Raw genomic sequence first — 20,110 nt, forward strand, 5'->3', positions numbered from 1 at the left:
CGTGCCGGGGTTCTCCATGACGGAAAGATAGCAAACTTACCGTGTCAGACGCTTGTGTGCCTGGCTGCCCGGATTGAGAGCATCGGGGCCGAGGCGGCGGACCTTGTCCTGTTCGTAATCTTCGAAATTGCCTTCGAACCATTCGACATGGCCGTCACCTTCAAAGGCCAGGATATGCGTGGCCAGGCGGTCGAGGAACATGCGATCGTGGCTGATGATGATCGCGCAGCCCGCGAAGTTTTCGAGTGCGCTTTCCAGCGCCCCCAGCGTTTCCGTATCGAGGTCGTTGGTCGGTTCGTCGAGCAGAAGCACGTTACCGCCGGACTTCAGCATCTTGGCCAGGTGCACGCGGTTGCGCTGACCGCCAGAGAGACTGCCGACCTTCTGCTGCTGGTCGCCGCCCTTGAAGTTAAAGGCGCCGCAATAGGCGCGCGAGTTCATGTCGAACTTGCCGAGCTTGATGACTTCGGCCCCGCCGGAGATTTCCTCCCATACCGTCTTATTGCCGTCAAGCGCGTCGCGGCTCTGGTCGACATAGCTGAGATGCACCGTCTCGCCGATGCGGATCGAGCCGGAATCCGGCTTTTCCTGACCGGTGATCATCTTGAACAGGGTCGTCTTGCCGGCGCCGTTCGGCCCGATGATGCCGACGATGCCGCCGGGCGGCAGCTTGATCGACAGATCGTTGATCAGGGTGCGGCCTTCGAAACCCTTGGTGATGCCCTCCATCTCGATCACCACCTGGCCGAGACGCTCGCTGACCGGAATGATGATCTGCGCATCACCAGGACGCTGATTTTCAGCAGCATCGACCAGCTGTTCGTAAGCGTTGATACGCGCCTTGGACTTGGCCTGACGAGCCTTGGGGCTGGAGGCGATCCATTCCTGTTCGCGGCTGATCGCCTTCTGGCGGCCAGCTTCTTCGCGGGCTTCCTGCAGCATGCGCTTGGCCTTGGCCTGCAGATAGGCGGAGTAGTTGCCTTCGTATGGAATGCCGCGGCCGCGGTCGAGTTCGAGAATCCAGCCGGTAACATTGTCGAGGAAGTAGCGGTCGTGGGTGATCATCATCACTGCACCCGGATAGTCGCGCAGGTGCTTTTCCAGCCAGGCAATGGTCTCGGCGTCGAGATGGTTGGTCGGTTCGTCGAGCAGCAGCAGGTCCGGCTGCGAGAGAAGCAGGCGGCAAAGCGCGATACGGCGGCGCTCACCGCCGGAAAGGCTGGTGACTTCGGCATCGCGCGGCGGGCAGCGCAATGCGTCCATCGCCATTTCCACCTGGCTTTCCAGATCCCAGAGGTTCTGGCTGTCGATGATGTCCTGGAGCTTAGCGCCCTCTTCCGCCGTCTCGTCGGAATAGTTCATCATCAATTCGTTGTAGCGATTGAGGATTTCGGTTTTCTTGGCAACGCCTTCCATGACGTTTTCGAAAACCGTCTTGTTGGGATCGAGCTGCGGCTCCTGCGGCAGATAGCCGATGGTGGCGCCTTCGGCGAGCCAGGCTTCGCCGGTATATTCCTTGTCGAGGCCGGCCATGATGCGTAGCACGGTCGACTTACCTGCACCGTTCGGACCGAGAATACCGATCTTGGCATCGGGGTAGAAGGAGAGATGGATATTCTCGAGAATTTTCTTGGCGCCATAGGACTTATTCAGACCGGCCATATGATAAATGAACTGACGTGCCATAGCTTGGGTTGCTCCACGGACGAATAGCGTTGCGAGTTGTGCCGCTATGTAGGGGAAACCCCGCCCTCGGGCAACGGCGAAACCTCGTCCGAGGGCATTATCCGCGTCAGAAAAGCCGTATTTTCTCAGAAGCCGGCCGCGTCCACCACGCCCCGGTCGCAGCCGAAGGAGGTGCTGCCGGCACCTTGGATCAGTTTGGCGAGCCGCGGCTCACTGCCTTGTTGCGGATCGATCGCATCCTCCGAAAGGCCGATGGTCAGCTCTGAAATCATCCTGACATCGCCAACACGGCGGCAGCTCATCTTGATGCGCGCATTGGCGCCCTCGCCGAAACTCTGGTCAAAAGCAGCCTTGATGCTCTCGGCATCCAGCTCCTTGCCGATATTTTGCGCGAAGAGATCGCGCACAGCAGATGTATTGAGCTCGGCGATCAGGCCAGCGGCGATGGAGAAATATTGATCCGCACTCAGCTTCGTGCAGGTGCCGTGCTTGATCCATTCATGCCTTTCCAGGCCCGACTGTGTGCCCGGCATTACCTTGTCAAGCTTTACCTTCACGTCTTGGGAAAGCTGTACCGCCGGCAGGTCCTTCCAGTCGCGGCCACGATCCGCCTGTTTCAGATCCTCGGAAACATCGCAATATTCCTGCCGCATCGGCCAGAGACCATGCAGGGAGAAATTCGTCGCGTCATGATTGTTCGACGACTGGTTTCGGCATTCCGCCTTCTTCTGGTTCGTCTGACAAAATGCCGGCTCCCAGCTTGCCGCCAGGATAAAGCGCGTCCGTCCACGGCTATGCTCCTGCGCCATAGCGCTTGCCGCCGCTCCGACCGAAACGAGCACAACCGTAAATACCCGAAGCCACTGCTTCATGCGTACCTCCAACTAGAACATTATAGGAACAAATAAGCAGTTTGAGCGAGCGGGCGCAATCCTGAATCGCAGCGCTCGGAAAGATTTATTTCTGTGAGCTTTACCACCTATCCATTGCAATCGGGCGGATGATAACCTTTCGTCCAACTGGGGAGGAACGAATATATGTTCGCCGAGACGAAGCGCCTGAAAAGTCCGACGGGCGCAACCCTTGCCTACCATCATTTGCCGGCGGCAACCGATGCTCGCGGCGTCCTGCTGATATCGCACGGTCTTGCCGAGCATTCCCGCCGATACGAGGCCTTTGCCGATGCGATGGCAGGCCAAGGCTTCCATGTCTATGCCCACGATCATCGCGGCCATGGCGAGACCACCGCCCCTGACGCGCCGATCGGCCGCTTTGCCCAAAGAAATGGTGTCGAACTGGTGATCACCGATGTGCTCGCCATGCGCGAGCTTGCCGCAAGTACCCATCCCGGCCTGCCGATCATCCTGTTCGGGCATTCCATGGGTGGATTGATCAGCCTGAACGCGGCCGTCACGCATCCGGACAAGTTCGATGCGGTCACCGTCTGGAATTCCAATTTTAATCCAGGCCTCGCCGGCCGCGCCGCCCAGCTCATCCTGAAAACGGAGCGCATGTTCAAGGGGTCGGACGTCCCGAGCGGGCCGCTGCCGAAACTGACCTTCGGCACCTGGGGTAAATCGATCAGCAACCGTCGCACGGATTTCGACTGGCTCTCGCGTATTCCTGGGCAGGTGGACAAATATATCGCTGATCCGCTTTGCGGCTTCGATGCCTCGGTCTCGCTCTGGCTCGACCTGTTCGAACTTACCTTCCGCGCACCACAGAAGGCGCATCTCGATCGTCTCCGCCGCGATATGCCGATTCATCTCGTCGGCGGCGGCAAGGATCCGGCAACCGACAATGCGAAAGCGATTTCCTGGCTGGCAAAGCATTTGAAAAAAGCCGGCTTCTCTCGTATCACCACCGAGATCTATCCCGACATGCGGCACGAGACGCTCAACGAAATCGGTGCCGAGGACGCCATCTCCCGCTTTGCCGACTGGTGCAGAACGGCGGTGGCAAAGACCTGATTCTCAAGGAAATTCTGCAATGAACACCTCCAGCGGCTCCTCGGTCCGATTGCCGCAATCGGAGCTGGCCTTCGGCCTGTCGATGATGTTTCTCTCCGTCATCCTCTCACCGGTCATTGATATCTTCTCCAAGCTTGCCGCAGCCACCATCCCACCCGGCGAAGTGACGGCCGCCCGTTTCATTTTCCAAGCCCTCTTTGCGTTGCCGATAATGGCGATGCGCTGGCAGTGGGGCGTTTGGACGTGGCGACGCAGCGGCGTTCATGCTATACGCGCCGCCATGCTCACGCTGTCCATGGTGTCGTTCGTGACCACGCTGCAGGTGATGGAAGTCGCCGATGCCATCGCCATCTTCTTCGTCGAGCCGATGATGCTGACAATCCTCAGCAGTATCTTCCTGAAGGAAACCATCGGCTGGCGGCGCTATACTGCTTGCGCCGTCGGCTTTTTGGGCGCGATGCTGATCATCCAGCCAAGCTTTCAGGAAGTCGGCTTCATCGCCCTGCTTCCCGTCGTCACCGCGCTTTGCATCGCCATCTACGTGATGATCACGCGCGTCGTCTCCCACAGCGAGGATGCTTGGTCGATGCAGTTCCAGACCGCCATATGGGGCACCGGCTTCAGCCTGATCCTGCTTGTCATCGGCCGGGCGACGGGCGCGGTAGTCCTCGATCCGGTCATACCGGATCTGACCGCCATGCTTTATCTGCTCGGCGTCGGCGCCACCGCGGCGGCCGCTGGTATCCTCACAGTTTACGCTTACCGCGCCGTGCCGGCCTCGACGCTCGCACCGCTGCAATATTTCGAGATCGTTTCGGCAACGATCTTCGGCTGGCTCGTCTTCGACAATTTCCCGGATATGACCAAATGGCTCGGCATTCTCATCATCATTGGCTCTGGGCTTTACATTCTCTGGCGGGAGCGGAGCTTTGCTTCCAAGCTCGTATCCGATACATCTGAAACTGCATTCACGCCCTAAGCGGGAGAGCGGATCGACATGACAGACCAGAAAACCAAGAAACCTCCGCTTTCCGGTATTCGTGTCATTGAGCTTGCCCGCGTGCTTGCCGGCCCCTGGGCGGGGCAGATGCTTGCCGATCTCGGCGCAGATGTCATCAAGGTCGAAAATCCCGACGGCGGCGACGACACGCGCCAATGGGGGCCGCCCTTCGTCGAGGGCAAGGATGGTGAAAATCTCTCCGCTGCCTATTATCACTCCGCCAATCGCGGCAAGCGCTCGGTAACCGCCGATCTCAAGGCCGAGGAAGGTCAAGAGCTGGTGCGCCGTCTGGTGAAGACGGCCGATGTGGTGATCGAGAATTTCAAGCTCGGCGGCCTGGTCAAATACGGGCTGGATTATGACAGCCTGAAAGCGATCAATCCCCGCATCGTCTATTGCTCGATCACCGGCTTCGGCCAGACCGGACCCTATGCCAGCCTCGCCGGCTATGACTATATCGTCCAGGGCATGTCCGGCTTCATGTCGATCACAGGCGAACCGGACGGACAGCCGATGAAAGCCGGTGTTGCGATCGCGGATATCTTTACCGGCATCTATGCCGTCTCGGCAATCGAAGCCGCCCTGATCCACGCTCTGAAGACAGGGGAAGGACAACTCATCGACATGGCGCTGCTCGATGTGCAATCGGCCGTGCTCGCCAACCAGAACATGAACTATCTGATCTCCGGCAAGCCGCCCGTGCGGCTCGGTAACGCCCATCCCAATATCTCGCCCTATGAAGTCGTGCCCACCGCCGACGGCTATCTCATCCTTGCTGTCGGCAATGATGGACAGTTCCGCCGCCTGTGCGCCATTCTCGGGGTGGAAACCCATGCCGATGACGAGCGCTATGCGACCAACAAGGCCCGCGTCGCCAACCGCAACGAGGTTCGGGTTTTCATCTCGGCGGAGACGCTGAAGTGGAACAAGGCGGAGCTGCTGAAAGCCTGCGCGGCCAACGCCGTTCCGGCCGGTGCCATCAATACGATCGAGGACATGTTCGCCGATCCGCAGATTGTGGCACGCGGCCTGAGGATCGATCTGGAGGATAGCGCCGGCACCGTCATTCCGAGCGTGCGCACGCCGATCGTGCTGTCGGAAACGCCGTTGGTCTATACGCGGCCAAGCCCGCGCCTCGGCGAACATCAGGAGGAAGTTCTGGCTGAATTGGCCGAACTGGAGGGAAAGGCGGGGACATGAAGCGAACGGGCGGGCAACTCATCGTCGAGGCTTTGAAGGCCAATGGCGTGCAGCGCATTTCCTGCGTACCGGGCGAGAGCTTTCTCGCCGTGCTTGATGCCCTGCATGACAGCGATATCAAGGTGCTCGTCTGCCGCCAGGAGGGCGGCGCGGCGATGATGGCAGATGCCTGGGGTCGGCTGACCGGCGAACCCGGCATCTGCATGGTCACCCGCGGCCCAGGTGCCACAAACGCCTCCGCCGGCCTTCATATTGCACGGCAGGATTCGATCCCGATGATCCTGTTCATCGGTCAGGTTCAGCGCGATGCCCGCGAACGCGAAGCCTTTCAGGAAGTGGAGTTTCGGAGAGCCTTTACCGAATTCGCCAAATGGGTCGGCGAGATCGACGATGCCGCCCGCATTCCGGAATTCGTCACCCGCGCCTTCGCTGTAGCAACATCGGGTCGCCCCGGTCCCGTGGTGCTGACCCTGCCCGAAGACATGCTGCGCGATGAGGTCGACGCGCCGCAAGCCATGCCCTATGCCCCTGTTGCCGCTCATCCGAGCCGCGGCCAGCTTGCAGAGCTTAACCAGCGCCTTGCGGCTGCGCAGCGGCCGATGGTCATCCTCGGCGGCACGCGCTGGAACGAAGCGTCCGTTGCCGGCATCAGGCAATTCGCGGAGCGTTTCAAGCTGCCGGTCGGCTGCTCCTTCCGCCGGCAGATGCTGTTCGACCATCTGCATCCCAATTACGCCGGCGATGTCGGCATCGGCATCAATCCAGCGCTGGCAAGGGAAATCAAGGAAGCGGACCTGCTGATCATTCTCGGCGGCCGCCTCTCCGAAGTGCCGTCCTCCGGCTACACACTGGTCGATATCCCCTACCCGCGCCAGCAGCTTGTCCACGTCCATCCCGCCCCCTCGGAACTCGGCCGCGTCTATCGTCCGGACCTGGCGATCTGTGCCAGCCCGGCGGATTTCGTTGAGGCTCTCGCGGAGCTCGATGCGCCAACCGCGACACCATGGGCCGAGCGTACGGAACACATGCACGCGGCCTATCTCGGCTGGTCGAAGACACCGCAAGAGTGCCCCGGCACCGTCCATATGGGCCGCATCATGGATTGGATCGAAGCCAATACGGCCGATGATGCGATCTTCACCAACGGTGCCGGCAATTATGCCACCTGGCTGCACCGCTTCCATCGCTTCCGCCGTTTCAACACGCAGGCGGCGCCGACATCAGGCTCGATGGGCTATGGCCTGCCGGCTGCGGTTGCCGCGAAACAGCTCTTTCCTGAGCGCGAAGTGATCTGCTTTGCCGGCGACGGCTGTTTCATGATGCATGGCCAGGAATTTGCGACCGCCGTTCAATACGGCCTCCCACTTATCGCCCTGGTCATCAATAATGGCATGTACGGCACCATCCGCATGCATCAAGAGCGGGAATATCCCGGCCGCGTCAGCGCCACGACACTCGACAATCCTGACTTCGCGGCCCTTGCCCGCGCCTATGGCGGCCACGGCGAGACGGTGAAAGCGACGGAAGAGTTTGGCCCGGCCTTCGAGCGGGCGCGAGCGAGCGGCAAACCGGCCATCATCGAGATCGCGCTCGATCCGGAAGCGATCACACCCTCACGCACACTGACAGAAATCGCGCAAACAAAAGGCCGATGAGCGCGAGCCCACCGGCCTTTCAAAAATACGCCGGCCCGACTTAGTCGAGTGCTGCCGTTACGATGAATTCGACCTTGTACTTCGGGGCAGCGAGCTTGGCTTCGCTGGTCGCACGGGCCGGCGTGTTGGCCGGATCGACCCACGCTTCCCAGGCGGCGTTCATTTCGGCGAAGTAGGAAATGTCGGAGAGGTAGATGAGTGTCTGCAGGATCTTCGACTTGTTGGTGCCGGCAGCACCCAGCAGGCGGTCGACTTCGGCAAGTGCCGACTTGCACTGATCGGTGACGCTTTCGCCTTCACCAACCTGACCGGCGAGATAGACGGTGTTGCCATGGATGACAGCGCCGCTCATGCGGGCGCCAACGTCGATGCGCTTGATGCTCATGGTTTTCTCCTGGTGTTGTTCTTCGACAGGTAAAAGGCATGACCCAGGGTCTGCCCTCAATCAAAAGGCCCGGGAAGGACCCGTTCAGCCGCGAATGTGATGCGTCTTCTGATAGATCGCCGTCGAGCGTGCACCCGAGCGGCAGTAGCCAAGCATCGGGCGCGGAAACTCGTCCAGCGCATCGACCATGCCCTGCACTGCCTCTTCGGTCACGCCCATCGGACCGACAGGCACCTGGGTGATCTCCAGACCGAGTTCCTTGGCGCGGACTTCGATGACTCCGAACGGCGTCTGATCCGGGCTTTCGCCATCGGGGCGATGGCAAACGATGGACTTGAACCCCAGAGCCTTGATCTGGTCGAGATCCTCAACGGTAATCTGGCCGGATACCGAGTATTCATCGTCGATCGGGCGGATATCCATGGTTCATGTCCTCTCTAAAACCGTGGCCTTGATCTACGCCGCCATAGGGCGAGCGTCAACCGCGGCACACTCTCAAACAAAGGCAAAGTTGAGCATGAAATTGCGGGTTTCACCGGGCTGGAGAATATTGAATTCGCCCGCCTCCTCAAGTTCGGACCGCGAGACCCAGCGATGCGAAACCGGCTCGATGCCAAGCACATGGGCAGGCGCGCGCTGATTGCGCCAGACCTGCAGAAACGGCAGCGTGTCCGTTCCGAACCGCACCCTCAGAGTCTTCCCACCAATGGCCGCGATGGGTCCGAGGCTGATCTCTGCCCAATCCTCGCCCTTTTCCTGCGCCGGCACGCAGAAGATATCACCGCCCTCTTCGCCGAAGGTCCAGGGAAAGCCGCCATTCTCCAGCATCTGTCCGGCAAGGCGCGTGCCGCTATCGAACCATTTACCGCCGATATTCATATGGTACATCAAAAAGACCGGCATCGCCTCGGTGCTCGTATTGACGATGCGGTCGGCAAGCGAGACTTCGCCGGTTGCGCCATCGATCCGCCAAAGACGTTCCAGCCTTGCGGTGCGGCGTTCGGCTGTGATGACATCGATATCGGCGCGGCATTCCGCGTTACCATTCTCGAATTTGGTCCAGAGAATTTTGGCTGGATGAGACGAGAAGGAACCATGCAGCGGATAGCGCTTGCCTTCATAGGCGCCGGACATCGGCTCTGGATGGCGGATATGATCCGGCCCGCAGGTGAAGAGGAAGCCTTCCACGGAATGACTGATACGCGGATCGCCATCGTCGGGAACGGCACTTCCGGGCGCGAGATTGTTGCCCTCGACGATGCAGGCGCCGATATCCAGCACAGAACCCTCGTCCAGCGTCAATTTCGGCCCCTTGGCCGCAGAAAAATCCATCATCCCTAAAGTCCTCCCTGATCGGCGCCGAGCGCAGGTGCTGTCCCAAGGTGGCGCGCGACTGAAATAAACGGTTATTTGGCTTACCAAATCTTAACTTGAAGCCTTGATCACATAAATTTTTATATTTTATTCAGCATGATAATCTAAATCTCCATACTGGCGTCAAAATTGCCATGTGTGTGTCAGCCGAACGACTATCCCGAGGATTCGACAGACGTGAACCGGTTCGTAAAATTGAGTTTTGCCCTGGCAACGACTGCCGCTGTATCTGCGCTCGCCCTCACCGATGCGCAGGCGCAATATTATCGCAGCGGCAACGGCAACACGGTTCTCGTCACTCCCGACGGCCGGATTCTTGATCAGTATCCTTATGGTGGTGGATATTCCATGGCGCGCGACGGACGCGGTCGCCGGGTTCTGATCGATGCCTATGGCAATATCGTCGCCACGGAGATGAAGGCCAGCACCTATTATCCCCGCGCGCCCACTCGCGACAGCTACGCTGATAACGGCAGCCGCTATGGCGATACGCAGCTTTCCAACAACGGCAACTACCAAGACTATCGTCAGTATCGTACCGACAGCTACGGAAATTACGACGGCGCTCCCAACAATGGTTACGATCAGCAGGATCGTGGCGTGATCACCGGCGGCATTCCGCGTGACAGCGATATCCAGCGCCAGCCGCTCGACAATCAGCCATTGCCAGGCAAGAACCAAGGCCAGGCGAACCAGAACGGCAGTGATTACGCGTCAATCGATCCGCAACAGGGCGCACCTGACATCGTCAACAAGCCGGCACCGGCCGAACCCGTCATCACGCTCAAGGGCAAGTCGAAGATGGAGATTACCGCGCTGGAGGTCTTCCTCGCGCGGCAGGGTATTTCGCCTGGTGCGATCGACGGCCGCATGGGCGCAAACGTCACCAAGGCCATCTATGCCTATCAGCAGATGACCGGGCAAACGCTCGACCCCAACAATACCGACGCGATCCTTGAGCAGCTGCGCATGTCCGGCGGCATGCCGATCGTCAACTATACGATCACCGCAGCCGACGCCGCAGGCCCCTATGTCGCTTCGATCCCTGAGGACTATGCCGCGAAGTCCCAGATGCCTTCCCTCGGCTACACGTCGACGACCGAAATGCTGGCGGAGCGCTTTCATATGGATGAAGGCTACCTGAAGGCGCTCAACCCCGGCGTCGATTTCACCGTGCCCGGCAGCATCATCAAGGTCGTCAATACAGGCCCCAGCAAGACCGGCACAGTTGCCAAGATCCTGGCGGATAAGGGCCGCAAGCAGGTTTTTGCCTATGATGCCAACGGCACGCTGATTGCAGCCTACCCGGCCAGCATCGGTTCCGCCGACACACCCTCGCCGTCAGGCACTGTCACAGTCGAGCGCGTCGCCTTCAATCCTGGCTATACCTACAATCCAAAGATCAACTTCCAGCAGGGCGCCAACGACAAGATTCTGAACATTCCGCCTGGCCCGAACGGCCCGGTCGGTACGGTCTGGATGGCCCTGTCGAAACCGACCTACGGCATCCACGGTACGCCGGATCCCTCGCGGATCGGCAAGTCGCAGAGCCACGGCTGTGTCCGTCTCACCAATTGGGATGCGACTGAGCTCGCGAAAATGGTCAAGCCCGGCGTCGTCGTCGAATTCGTAGACTGATTGCCAGACATGCTTACGCAAAAAGCCGCCGAGTTTTCCCGGCGGCTTTTTCTTTGTCTTGAAATATCAAACGCACCGCTATTTTTCATCCGGCGCGTCAGGTAGTTCGGCGGCGTATCAGAAGCAGTCGCGGAACAAAGCCTTCGTGTTTTCGAGCGTCATCGGCACCGGATTGCCGCCGGCACTCGGATCCTCGATTGCCATGGCGGAGAGTTCGTCGATCCGGTCAGGTGCAATGCCCATGGCCGAGAGGCTTTCCGGCACGCCGAGTTCCGAGCGTAGCTTCAGCACATAATCATAGAAGCCATCGAAACCACCCGAAATGCCGAGATAGGCGGCGGCGCGCGCAATCTTTTCTTCGATGGCTTTGCGGTTGAAGCGCAGGACAGCTGGCATGACGACAGCATTGGTCATGCCGTGATGCGTGTTGTAGACGGCGCCGATCGGATGCGAGAGCGCGTGGATGGCGCCGAGCCCCTTCTGGAAGGCGACGGCGCCCATGGCGGCAGCACTCATCATGTTGGCCCGGGCTTCGAGATCCGTTCCCTCACGATAGGCGCGCGGCAGGAATTCCTTGACCAGGCGCATGCCTTCCAGCGCGATGCCGGCCGACATCGGATGGTAGAAGGGTGAGGAATAGGATTCCAGGCAATGCGCAAAGGCATCCATGCCAGTGCCGGCGGTGATGATCTTCGGCATGCCGACGGTCAGCTCCGGATCGGCAATGACGACACCCGGGAGGAACTTCGGATGGAAGATGATCTTCTTCACATGCGTCGCGGAATTGGTGATGACGCTGGCGCGGCCGACTTCCGAGCCGGTACCGGCGGTCGTCGGCACCGCGACGATCGGCGCAATGCCTTCGACGCTGGCGCGGGTCCACCAGTCGCCAATATCTTCGAAATCCCAGACCGGGCGTGTCTGGCCGACCATGAAGGCAACGCACTTGCCGAGATCGAGGCCGGAACCGCCGCCGAAGGCGACGACACCATCATGGCCGCCCTCCTTAAACGCTTTTACGCCGGCTTCGAGGTTCTTCTCGTTCGGATTCGGATCGACGTCAGCGAAGATGGCGCGACCGAGACCTGCATCCTCCAGAATATCCAAGGCCGTCGCCGTGATCGCCATCGAGGCAAGTCCCCGGTCGGTGATCAGGAGCGGCTTCTTCATGCCCAGGCTCTTGCAGGCGTCCGCGAGCTCCTTGATGCGGCCGCGGCCGAGCTTGAAGGCGTTCGGATAGCTCCAATTGGCTGAGATAGTGCTCATGCTGTTACTTTCTTCAGATGATAGGATTTCGGGCGCGTCAGATTGTGGAAGCCGATGATCGACAGCGAGCCGCCGCGGCCGGTTTCCTTGACGCCGGTCCAGCACAGAGCCGGATCGAGATAATCGGCGCGGTTCATGAAGACGGTGCCGGTTTCGATTTCGCGGCCGATACGTGAGGCGCGCTCGACATCCTTGGTCCAGAGCGAAGCCGTCAGACCGTAGGGACTGTCGTTCATCAGTTCCAGCGCTTCCGCATCGCTCTTTACCTTCATGATGCCGACAGCAGGGCCGAAGGTTTCCTCGCGCATGAAGGCCATGGAATGATCGACATTGACGAGGATCTGCGGCGCGAGATAAGCGCCGCCATCATCAGCCGGGAACAGCTTGGGGTCGACCAGCGCCTTGGCGCCCTTGGCAACCGCATCGGCGATCTGTTCACGCACGACCTTGGCAAAGCGCTTATGCGCCATCGGCCCGAGCGACGTCTCAGGATCGAGGGGATTACCGAGCTTATAGTTCGAAACCCAGGCAACCGACTTCTCGACAAAATTGTCGTACAGCGATTCATGCACGTAGATGCGCTCGATGCCGCAGCAGCACTGGCCGGAATTATAGGTCGCGCCATCCATCAGCGTATCGACGGCAGCGTCGAGATCAGCGTCTTCCATGACATAGCCCGGATCCTTGCCGCCAAGCTCAAGGCCGAGGCTGGTAAAGGTACCGGCTGCCGCACGCTCGATCGACCGGCCGCCTTCGACGGAGCCGGTGAAATTGACGAAGTTGAAACTGCCGGCGGCAATCAGCGCCGAGGTGGTTTCATGATCCAGGAAGACATTCTGGAAAACATCGGCAGGAACGCCGGCCTCGACGAAAGCCTGCACCAGCCGCTCGCCAACGAGCAGCGTCTGGCTTGCGTGCTTGAGAATGACGGTATTGCCGGCCATCAGCGCCGGGGCGACCGTGTTGATGGCCGTCATGTAGGGATAATTCCACGGAGCGATGACAAAGACCACGCCATGCGGTTCGCGCTCGATGCGGCGGGCGAAATTGGCACTATCCTCGACGACCAAGGGTGCCAGTGCGTCGGCCGCGATCGAGGCTACATAGTTCGAGCGCTCGTTGAAGCCGCGATATTCGCCGCCATACTTAATCGGACGGCCCATCTGCCAGGCAAGCTCCGGCACGACGACATCGGCCATCTCATTGAGCCGAGCCACACCCTTCAGCACGAGCTGGACACGATCCTCCAGCGGACGACGCGCCCAATCCTTCTGCGCCTTGCGGGCGCGTGCGACGACTTCCTTGCCAGCTTCCAGCGACAGTGCCGGACGCTCGGCATAAACCTCTCCGTTCACCGGAGAGACGCATGTGATCATGGTCATGATCGAATTCCTGTTTTCCTGGTCATCCATTGATTGCCCGGATGTTGCGCAAGCAGCAGCCGCATTCAAAGGAGAAACGGCGGACCGACATAACATCCCAGCGCCCTGCCCGATCATAAAATGAAAATCGGGCAGGAGGCAGATCGCAAAAGCCTTACGCTCTTTCGAATCCGCGCGCCACTTCCCAATCGGTCACACGACGATCGTATTCCTCCTGCTCCCATTCGGCGGCGCGGGTGTAGTGATCGATGACATCATCCCCGAAGGCGGCACGCAGCATCTTCGACGTCGTCAAGGCAGTCGTGGCATCGCGCAGCGTGCGCGGTATCTCGCGAACTTCGCGCGCGCCATAGGCGTCGCCGACAAACGGCGCCTCGAGTTCAAGCTTGTTTTCGATACCATCGATACCGGCGGCGATCAGAGCCGCAAAAGCCAGGTACGGATTGAGGTCCGAACCCCCGACACGGCATTCGATGCGGATCGATTTCGTATCCTCGCCGCAGAGGCGGTAACCGGCGGTACGGTTATCCTTGCTCCAGATCGCCTTGGTCGGCGCGAAGGTGCCGGCCATGAAGCGCTTGTAGGAGTTGATGTAGGGCGCCAGGAAATAGGTGATCTCGCTGGCATGGGTCAGAAGCCCGGCAACATAGTGCTTCATCATCGGCGACATGCCGTATTTGCCGCCTTCTTCGAAGAACTTCGGGCTCTTACCGTCGAGGCTCCAGAGGGATTGATGGATGTGCGAGGAGCTTCCGGCGGCACCGTAATTCCACTTCGCGAGAAAGGTGATTGCCTTGCCCTTCGACCAGGCGATCTCCTTGCAACCATTCTTGATGATGGCATGGCGGTCGGCCATGGTCAGGGCGTCAGCATAGCGGACGTTGATTTCCTCTTGCCCCGCCGAAGCCTCGCCCTTCGAATTCTCCACCGGGATGCCTGCGCCCTGAAGGCCGGTGCGGATCGCCCGCATCACCTCTTCCTCCTTGGTGGTCTGGAAGATGTGGTAGTCCTCGTTATAGCCGCTGGCGAGCTTCATGTTGCGATAGCCGGCTTCGCGCGCGCTGTCATAGCTCTGGTCGAACAGGAAGAATTCGAGCTCCGAAGCCATGTAGGCCTTGAGCCCCATGGCTTCCAATCGCTTCACCTGCTTCTTCAGAATGGCGCGCGGAGAATGCGCAACTTCCTCATGTGTATGATGGTCAAGCACATCGCAAAGGACGAGCGCCGTGCCTTCCAGCCAAGGAATGCGGCGCAGCGTGGCAAGGTCTGGCTTCATGGTATAGTCGCCATAACCCTTCTCCCAGCTCGTCGACTTGTAGCCGGAGACGGTCTCCATCTCGATGTCGGTCGCCTGCAGATAATTGCAGCTATGCGTTTCCTTCCAGGCGCTCTCGATGAAGAATTCCGCTTGGAAGCGTTTGCCCATCAACCGGCCCTGCATGTCGACCTGGCATGCCAGAACCGTATCGATGAGCCCTTCGGCCACATCTCGCTTGAGGTCGTCGAACGTATAGCTGCTGCTCATAATTTGGTCCGCCTGAACAATGAATTGAAACGTCGGCCTGCCGAACGATACCGCCTTGCGGGATAATCCGCGCGCGGGCCGCCGTGTCGCTACCGGTGAAAAGGGTCGCAGGTCTGCGACCCCATTGCTTGCAAAGATTGGACTTCGCTTACGTCTCGCCGACGGCGGCTTCCGCTGCCGCGATCTCAGCCTTGCGCTTGGCAATGGCATCGCCGATGGGCGGGCCCTTGAAGCGACGGCGCTCGAAGCCGAACCAGACGATGGCCGTCAGAACCAGGAAGCCGACGGTGATAATGCCCGCCCAGTCGTTCGGCGGCTGAATGCCGAGAACGAAGATGATGATCATCGCGATGATCGACAGCACGGCAAACAGCTTGAACAGCCCTTCCCCGAGGTTCCAAGGGCCCATCTTGTCCCACTTCGCCGTACCCCATGCGAAAAGGCCGAGCGTGATCGGGATCGCAAAGGAGAAGAACAAGAAGATGACGGTGCACGAGACGACGATGGTGTAAACCGGCGTATCGCCGATCGATACCAGCGACGACCCCCAGACGAACAGGACGGAAAGAATCGACCCAGTCCAGATCGCCGAAACCGGCGTGCGGTATTTCGGGCTGACCCGAGACAGAGCCTTGGATCCCGGCAGACCGCCGTCACGCGAGAAGGCGAAGATCATGCGCGAAACCGAGGTTACCGTTGCGAGACCGCACAGCCACTGGCTGATGAAGATCAGCAGATAGAGAATGTCCTTCACGATGGGATTGACCTGTGCGTCCATTGCCCAGAAGAACACGTTCCAGCCCTGCTTGGCGGCATCGTCCATATTCGGCAGCATCAGCACGAACGAGCAAAGCATGATGTAGCCGAAAAGCGCCGACCACAGAACCGACGACACCATGCCGCGCGGAACGGAATGGGCGGCTTTCACTGTCTCTTCCGACGTATGGGCCGAGGCATCGTAGCCGGTGATCGTGTAGATCGGCAGCAGAAGGCCGAGCGCGAAGACCCAGAAGGTCGAAACCTGCGGCCAGACCGGGGCACCGGTTGCCGAGCCGTCGGCAGCAATCGTCGCCAGACCGGAATAGTTGGTGAAGGTGAAAAGCCGCGCAAAATCATAGGACGGCGCAGCGATCAGGCAAACAGCCGCCAGAAGGATCGAGGTTGCGAAGATCAGATAACCGGAGAAGTCGGTCAGCTTCGCCGTCAAGCCGATACCCATGTGATTGACCAGCGCCTGCAGACCTGTGATGACCACCAGGAACACGATGCGCACCAGCGTGGTGTCGGTCATGTTGAAGTAGCCGCCGAATGCGCCGACGAAGAAGTAATAGGTGCCGACATTGATGGCGCCGAGGACGGTGACGAGGCCGAGCAGGTTGAACCAGGCCGTCAGCCAGCCGGTGAAGCGATTGCCGAGGATCGAGCCCCAGTGGTAGAGACCGCCGGCCGTCGGATAGGCCGAACTGATCTGGGCCATCGCCACAGCGAAGACGAGCGATATGAAGCAGCCGACAGGCCAGCCGATACCAATAGCGGCACCGCCCGCACCCGATGTCGCTTGAGCCAGCGAATTGATGCCGCCGGATAGAATGCAGATGATCGAGAAGGACACGGCGAAATTCGAGAATGAACTCATCCGCCGTTCCAACTCCTGAGCGTAGCCCATGGAGTGCAGGATCTGGACATCCTGCTTCTTGTCTGACTCTGTATAATCAGCCATGCCATTCCCCCTAAAGCCCGGTCGTCCGCGGGATTGCGGAGAACCATGTGTCACATTGACCGCTGACATTTCGCCATGCGGCCCGATCGCAGTTGAACTGCTCCCCGGGGTCTTTTTCTTTTATGCTCAGGCTTCCAGACTGCTCTGGAGAAGCCCCGTCAGATAATCGGCCATGACCCCTTGACCGACGTCATCTCGAATGAGGTCGTTGCGGACCTCGATCATTACGTTATGCAGACCATTGGCGAGCCCATGCAGCTTCAACGTATGGGTGACACCGTCTTGAGGACCGTAAGGCTGATTGCGCTCTGTCTGATAGAGCGGTGCCTCAGCTGCTGCATCAAGCATGCGATCGGCCAGCCAACGGTCTTCATCATGCAGAATGCCAAGCTCCACTGCCCGCGGCTTGCCATTATAGACCGGCGTGAAGCTATGGATTGTCACGATCACGCTTTTTTGTCCGCGCGCCGCCCGCTCCTTCAAGAGCGCCCGAATGCGATCGTGAAACGGGATGTAGAGCCCTTCCGTACGCGCTTTTCTATCCGCCTCGCCCAGGTGCTGATTTCCAGGGATCGTATAGATCTCGCTCGTCTCCGGCATGGCACCGGCGCTTTCGGGGGGCCTGTTGCAATCATAGATCAGCCGGGAGAAGCGCTGAAAAACCAAGGTGGCATTCAAGCCGGCGGAAATTCCCCTTGCAACCGCGAGTGCGCCTGGATCCCACGCGATATGGCTGGAAAGCGCCTCAACGGAAAGCCCGAGGTCGCCGAACCGTTCTGGAAGCGCGCGGGAGGCATGCTCACAGACGAGCAAAACCGCACTGCTTCCGTCCGGTCTTTCGACCGCAACGCAATCGCCGTCTGCCTTCGTCAAAATACCTTGCTGCGCGAGCATCGGAGACGCCCCATTGCCGATTAACAAAATGTTTATAAGAAAAGAATTCTTCAGGTTTTCGCCGCTGTCAACTGGAAACTGAAATTATTTCTTCATTTGTGACATTGACTCGAAATGTGACAGCGTTGTTATATCCTGCAAGGAAAGCGGCATCAGACCGTTCCGGGGAGCTAAAATCGAGTGAACAATGCGTCGAAAACAGTTTCAGACGTAATCAATGCGCGCTTTGACACGCTGACGCGCGCCGAAAAGCAGCTCGCCAAGAGCCTGCTCGACAATTATCCCGTTTCCGGGTTGGGCAGCATTACCACCGTCGCCGAGAATGCGCGGGTTTCGACCCCGACAGTCGCACGCATGGTGCAGAAACTCGGATACAAAGGCTATCCGGACTTCCAGGCCCATCTTCATCAAGAGGTCGAGGCAACGATCTCCAACCCCCTGACGAAGCACGATCGCTGGGCATCCAACGCGCCAGGCACGCATATCCTCAATCGTTTCGCCGACGCCATCATGGGCAACCTGCGACAGACCCTGTCGGATATCGACGTGGCGACCTTCGATGGCGTTGCCGCGCTGCTGTCGGAAAGAAAACGCGGCCTTTATTTCGTGGGCGGGCGCATTACAGGGGCGCTTGCCGAGTATTTCTTCACCCATATGCAGGTCATCCGCCCCAACACAACGCTGCTCTCCTCCAATTCCAGCACCTGGCCACAATATGTCCTGAACATGAATCCGGGCGATCTGCTCGTCATATTCGATATCAGGCGTTACGAGCAGGAAATGGTCAATCTGGCCGCCGCCGCCCGCCGGCGTGGCGCGGAAATCATCGTCTTCACCGACCAGTGGGCAACGCCCGCCGCCAAGCATGCGAAATACACGTTCCGCGTGCAGATCGAGGCGCCGTCCGCCTGGGATTCATCGGTTGTCACCCTCTTCATCGTCGAAGCCCTGATCGAAGCCGTACAAAGCTCGACATGGGACGAGACAAGCGAGCGTATGAAGACACTGGAAGGTCTTTTCGAGCAAACCAAGCTGTTTCGCAAGCTAAGTTGAAGGGGAATGAAAACAGAAAATAACGGTCCGTGAAGGGTGTGAAATACAGCGACTGTCATACTTGTCGATTAGAAGCAAAAATCGACTGCGTTTTCAGCAAACGCAACACTTTGAAGTCGTCACACAACCTTCATGTAACGTCATTAACAGCAACGCCAGACACTGAAAACCCAAAAGGAGGAAATGCAGTGATCTCGAAAATTCATCGTCTTCTGACAATTTCTACGGCGATGCTCGTCGCTTCGACGGCTATCGCGGCCGCAGAACCGAGCGCCGATCTCATCGCTGCCGCTAAGAAGGAAGGCACGCTGACCACGATCGCCCTGCCCCACAACTGGTGCGGTTATGGCGACCTGATCGCTGCGTTCAAGGCGAAATACGGCATCGAAGTCAACGAACTGAATCCGGATGCCGGTTCGGGCGATGAAGTCGAGGCAATCCGCGCCAACAAGGGCAACACCGGCCCGCAGGCTCCCGACGTGATCGACGTCGGTCTCTCTTTCGGCCCGACGGCCAAGAAGGAAGGCCTGCTGCAGCCGTACAAGGTTTCCACCTGGGATTCCATTCCGGACAGCGCCAAGGATGCCGAAGGCTACTGGTACGGCGACTACTACGGTGTTCTCTCTTTCGTCACCAATAAGGACGTCGTGAAGAACCCGCCGAAGGACTGGGCTGACCTCCTGAAGCCGGAATATGCCAACACCGTTTCGCTCGCTGGTGACCCGCGCACGTCGAACCAGGCAGTTCAGGCCGTCTACGCCGCCGGCCTCGCAGCCGGCGAAAAGGACGCCGCCAAGATCGGCGCCGCCGGTCTCGATTACTTCGCGAAGCTCAACAAGGCCGGCAACTTCGTTCCGGTCATCGGCAAGTCCGCCTCGCTGGCTCAGGGTGCAACCCCGATCGTCGTCGCCTGGGACTACAACGGTCTCTCCTGGCGCGACAGCCTGAACGGCAACCCGCCGGTCGACGTCACTGTTCCGGCTTCCGGCGTTATCGCTGGTGTCTACGTCCAGGCGATCTCGGCTTTCGCTCCGCATCCGAACGCTGCCAAGCTCTGGATGGAATTCCTCTATTCCGACGAAGGCCAGATCGGCTGGCTGAAGGGCTATTGCCACCCGATCCGCTTCAACGACCTGGCGAAGAACAAGAAGGTTCCGCAGGAACTTCTCGACAAGCTGCCGCCGGCCGCCGCTTACGAAAAGGCCGTCTTCCCGACGCTAGAAGAACAGGATGCCGGCAAGACCGCCATCACAACCAAGTGGGATTCTGTCGTCGGTTCGAACGTACAGTAATCCGACCTGACATGACCTCCCCGCTTCGGTGGGGAGGTTTTCCATTTTTCTGACGCCGCGGATTGGGTCA

At 59.3% G+C, this 20,110-nt stretch carries 17 protein-coding genes; 7 read left to right on the forward strand and 10 right to left on the reverse strand.

Annotated elements, in window-relative coordinates; all coding sequences use genetic code 11:
• Positions 1-36: 36 nt before the first annotated feature.
• A complete protein-coding gene (ettA, locus tag AC13RC_RS11920; RefSeq protein WP_488557240.1) occupies positions 37-1,686 on the reverse strand; it encodes an energy-dependent translational throttle protein EttA in 1,650 nt (549 codons plus the stop codon).
• A gap of 125 nt (positions 1,687-1,811) precedes the next feature.
• On the reverse strand, positions 1,812-2,558 hold the full coding sequence (locus AC13RC_RS11925) for a ribonuclease T2 family protein (protein WP_183814420.1): 747 nt from the start codon (positions 2,556-2,558) through the stop codon (positions 1,812-1,814).
• Between the two features lie 165 nt (positions 2,559-2,723).
• On the opposite strand from AC13RC_RS11925, the gene AC13RC_RS11930 reads away from it, so the two are divergent.
• Genes AC13RC_RS11930 through AC13RC_RS11945 form a run of 4 tightly spaced genes read left to right on the forward strand, consistent with a single transcriptional unit; the run spans position 2,724 to position 7,511 of the window.
• Positions 2,724-3,656 carry an alpha/beta hydrolase gene (locus AC13RC_RS11930; protein ID WP_488557241.1) on the forward strand — a complete coding sequence of 311 codons (933 nt, stop codon included), beginning with the start codon at positions 2,724-2,726 and terminating at the stop codon, positions 3,654-3,656.
• Between the two features lie 19 nt (positions 3,657-3,675).
• A complete protein-coding gene (locus tag AC13RC_RS11935) occupies positions 3,676-4,635 on the forward strand; it encodes a DMT family transporter (protein WP_488557242.1) in 960 nt (319 codons plus the stop codon).
• Positions 4,636-4,653: 18 nt separating this feature from the next.
• Complete coding sequence (gene caiB / locus AC13RC_RS11940; protein WP_488557243.1) at positions 4,654-5,856, forward strand: succinate--glutarate CoA-transferase; 1,203 nt, start codon at positions 4,654-4,656, stop codon at positions 5,854-5,856.
• Complete coding sequence (locus AC13RC_RS11945) at positions 5,853-7,511, forward strand: thiamine pyrophosphate-binding protein (protein ID WP_488557244.1); 1,659 nt, start codon at positions 5,853-5,855, stop codon at positions 7,509-7,511. The genes caiB and AC13RC_RS11945 overlap by 4 nt, the downstream gene beginning before the upstream one ends.
• Positions 7,512-7,551: 40 nt before the next feature.
• Here AC13RC_RS11945 and AC13RC_RS11950 read toward each other — a convergent pair whose 3' ends face one another.
• From AC13RC_RS11950 to AC13RC_RS11960, 3 genes are all read right to left on the reverse strand, one after another.
• Positions 7,552-7,896, reverse strand: a complete 345-nt coding sequence (locus tag AC13RC_RS11950) for a RidA family protein (RefSeq protein ID WP_113332882.1) — start codon at positions 7,894-7,896, stop codon at positions 7,552-7,554.
• Positions 7,897-7,980: 84 nt separating this feature from the next.
• Complete coding sequence (locus AC13RC_RS11955; RefSeq protein ID WP_488557245.1) at positions 7,981-8,319, reverse strand: protein tyrosine phosphatase family protein; 339 nt, start codon at positions 8,317-8,319, stop codon at positions 7,981-7,983.
• A 72-nt stretch (positions 8,320-8,391) separates the two neighbouring features.
• Positions 8,392-9,231: a DUF4432 family protein gene (locus AC13RC_RS11960; RefSeq protein ID WP_488557246.1), complete on the reverse strand. Its 840-nt coding sequence runs from the start codon at positions 9,229-9,231 to the stop codon at positions 8,392-8,394.
• A gap of 216 nt (positions 9,232-9,447) precedes the next feature.
• Here AC13RC_RS11960 and AC13RC_RS11965 point away from each other — a divergent pair, with 216 nt between their 5' ends.
• Positions 9,448-10,908 carry a L,D-transpeptidase gene (locus AC13RC_RS11965; RefSeq protein WP_488557247.1) on the forward strand — a complete coding sequence of 487 codons (1,461 nt, stop codon included), beginning with the start codon at positions 9,448-9,450 and terminating at the stop codon, positions 10,906-10,908.
• Positions 10,909-11,025: 117 nt separating this feature from the next.
• Here the strand turns inward: AC13RC_RS11965 and AC13RC_RS11970 are convergent, their stop codons facing one another.
• The 5 genes from AC13RC_RS11970 to AC13RC_RS11990 all read right to left on the reverse strand — a co-directional run bounded on the left by AC13RC_RS11970 (position 11,026) and on the right by AC13RC_RS11990 (position 17,695).
• Complete coding sequence (locus AC13RC_RS11970; RefSeq protein ID WP_488557248.1) at positions 11,026-12,174, reverse strand: iron-containing alcohol dehydrogenase; 1,149 nt, start codon at positions 12,172-12,174, stop codon at positions 11,026-11,028.
• Positions 12,171-13,556, reverse strand: coding sequence for an aldehyde dehydrogenase family protein (locus AC13RC_RS11975; RefSeq protein ID WP_488557249.1), 1,386 nt, complete (start codon positions 13,554-13,556; stop codon positions 12,171-12,173). The genes AC13RC_RS11970 and AC13RC_RS11975 overlap by 4 nt, the downstream gene beginning before the upstream one ends.
• Positions 13,557-13,710: 154 nt before the next feature.
• Positions 13,711-15,081 carry a glutamine synthetase family protein gene (locus AC13RC_RS11980; protein ID WP_145316668.1) on the reverse strand — a complete coding sequence of 457 codons (1,371 nt, stop codon included), beginning with the start codon at positions 15,079-15,081 and terminating at the stop codon, positions 13,711-13,713.
• Positions 15,082-15,229: 148 nt separating this feature from the next.
• Positions 15,230-16,801: an amino acid permease gene (locus tag AC13RC_RS11985; protein WP_113332878.1), complete on the reverse strand. Its 1,572-nt coding sequence runs from the start codon at positions 16,799-16,801 to the stop codon at positions 15,230-15,232.
• A 126-nt stretch (positions 16,802-16,927) separates the two neighbouring features.
• Entirely contained in the window at positions 16,928-17,695 is a 768-nt protein-coding gene (locus tag AC13RC_RS11990; protein ID WP_113390581.1) for an N-formylglutamate amidohydrolase, read from the reverse strand.
• 180 nt (positions 17,696-17,875) lie between these two features.
• Between AC13RC_RS11990 and AC13RC_RS11995 the strand changes: the two genes are divergently transcribed.
• Both AC13RC_RS11995 and AC13RC_RS12000 read left to right on the forward strand, forming a co-directional pair.
• Complete coding sequence (locus AC13RC_RS11995) at positions 17,876-18,748, forward strand: MurR/RpiR family transcriptional regulator (protein WP_095435308.1); 873 nt, start codon at positions 17,876-17,878, stop codon at positions 18,746-18,748.
• Positions 18,749-18,936: 188 nt separating this feature from the next.
• Entirely contained in the window at positions 18,937-20,040 is a 1,104-nt protein-coding gene (locus AC13RC_RS12000; protein ID WP_113332877.1) for an ABC transporter substrate-binding protein, read from the forward strand.
• Positions 20,041-20,110 lie beyond the last annotated feature (70 nt).

This window comes from Martinezella sp. CNPSo 3890 (assembly GCF_057784455.1).

Excerpts from the sequence above, each read along its gene's own strand:
- ettA (WP_488557240.1), bottom strand. The coding sequence starts at position 1,686 with ATGGCACGTCAGTTCATTTATCATATGGCCGGTCTGAATAAGTCCTAT.
- AC13RC_RS11925 (WP_183814420.1), bottom strand. The coding sequence starts at position 2,558 with ATGAAGCAGTGGCTTCGGGTATTTACGGTTGTGCTCGTTTCGGTCGGA.
- AC13RC_RS11930 (WP_488557241.1), top strand. The coding sequence starts at position 2,724 with ATGTTCGCCGAGACGAAGCGCCTGAAAAGTCCGACGGGCGCAACCCTT.
- AC13RC_RS11935 (WP_488557242.1), top strand. The coding sequence starts at position 3,676 with ATGAACACCTCCAGCGGCTCCTCGGTCCGATTGCCGCAATCGGAGCTG.
- caiB (WP_488557243.1), top strand. The coding sequence starts at position 4,654 with ATGACAGACCAGAAAACCAAGAAACCTCCGCTTTCCGGTATTCGTGTC.
- AC13RC_RS11945 (WP_488557244.1), top strand. The coding sequence starts at position 5,853 with ATGAAGCGAACGGGCGGGCAACTCATCGTCGAGGCTTTGAAGGCCAAT.
- AC13RC_RS11950 (WP_113332882.1), bottom strand. The coding sequence starts at position 7,896 with ATGAGCATCAAGCGCATCGACGTTGGCGCCCGCATGAGCGGCGCTGTC.
- AC13RC_RS11955 (WP_488557245.1), bottom strand. The coding sequence starts at position 8,319 with ATGGATATCCGCCCGATCGACGATGAATACTCGGTATCCGGCCAGATT.
- AC13RC_RS11960 (WP_488557246.1), bottom strand. The coding sequence starts at position 9,231 with ATGATGGATTTTTCTGCGGCCAAGGGGCCGAAATTGACGCTGGACGAG.
- AC13RC_RS11970 (WP_488557248.1), bottom strand. The coding sequence starts at position 12,174 with ATGAGCACTATCTCAGCCAATTGGAGCTATCCGAACGCCTTCAAGCTC.
- AC13RC_RS11975 (WP_488557249.1), bottom strand. The coding sequence starts at position 13,556 with ATGACCATGATCACATGCGTCTCTCCGGTGAACGGAGAGGTTTATGCC.
- AC13RC_RS11980 (WP_145316668.1), bottom strand. The coding sequence starts at position 15,081 with ATGAGCAGCAGCTATACGTTCGACGACCTCAAGCGAGATGTGGCCGAA.
- AC13RC_RS11985 (WP_113332878.1), bottom strand. The coding sequence starts at position 16,801 with ATGGCTGATTATACAGAGTCAGACAAGAAGCAGGATGTCCAGATCCTG.
- AC13RC_RS11990 (WP_113390581.1), bottom strand. The coding sequence starts at position 17,695 with ATGCTCGCGCAGCAAGGTATTTTGACGAAGGCAGACGGCGATTGCGTT.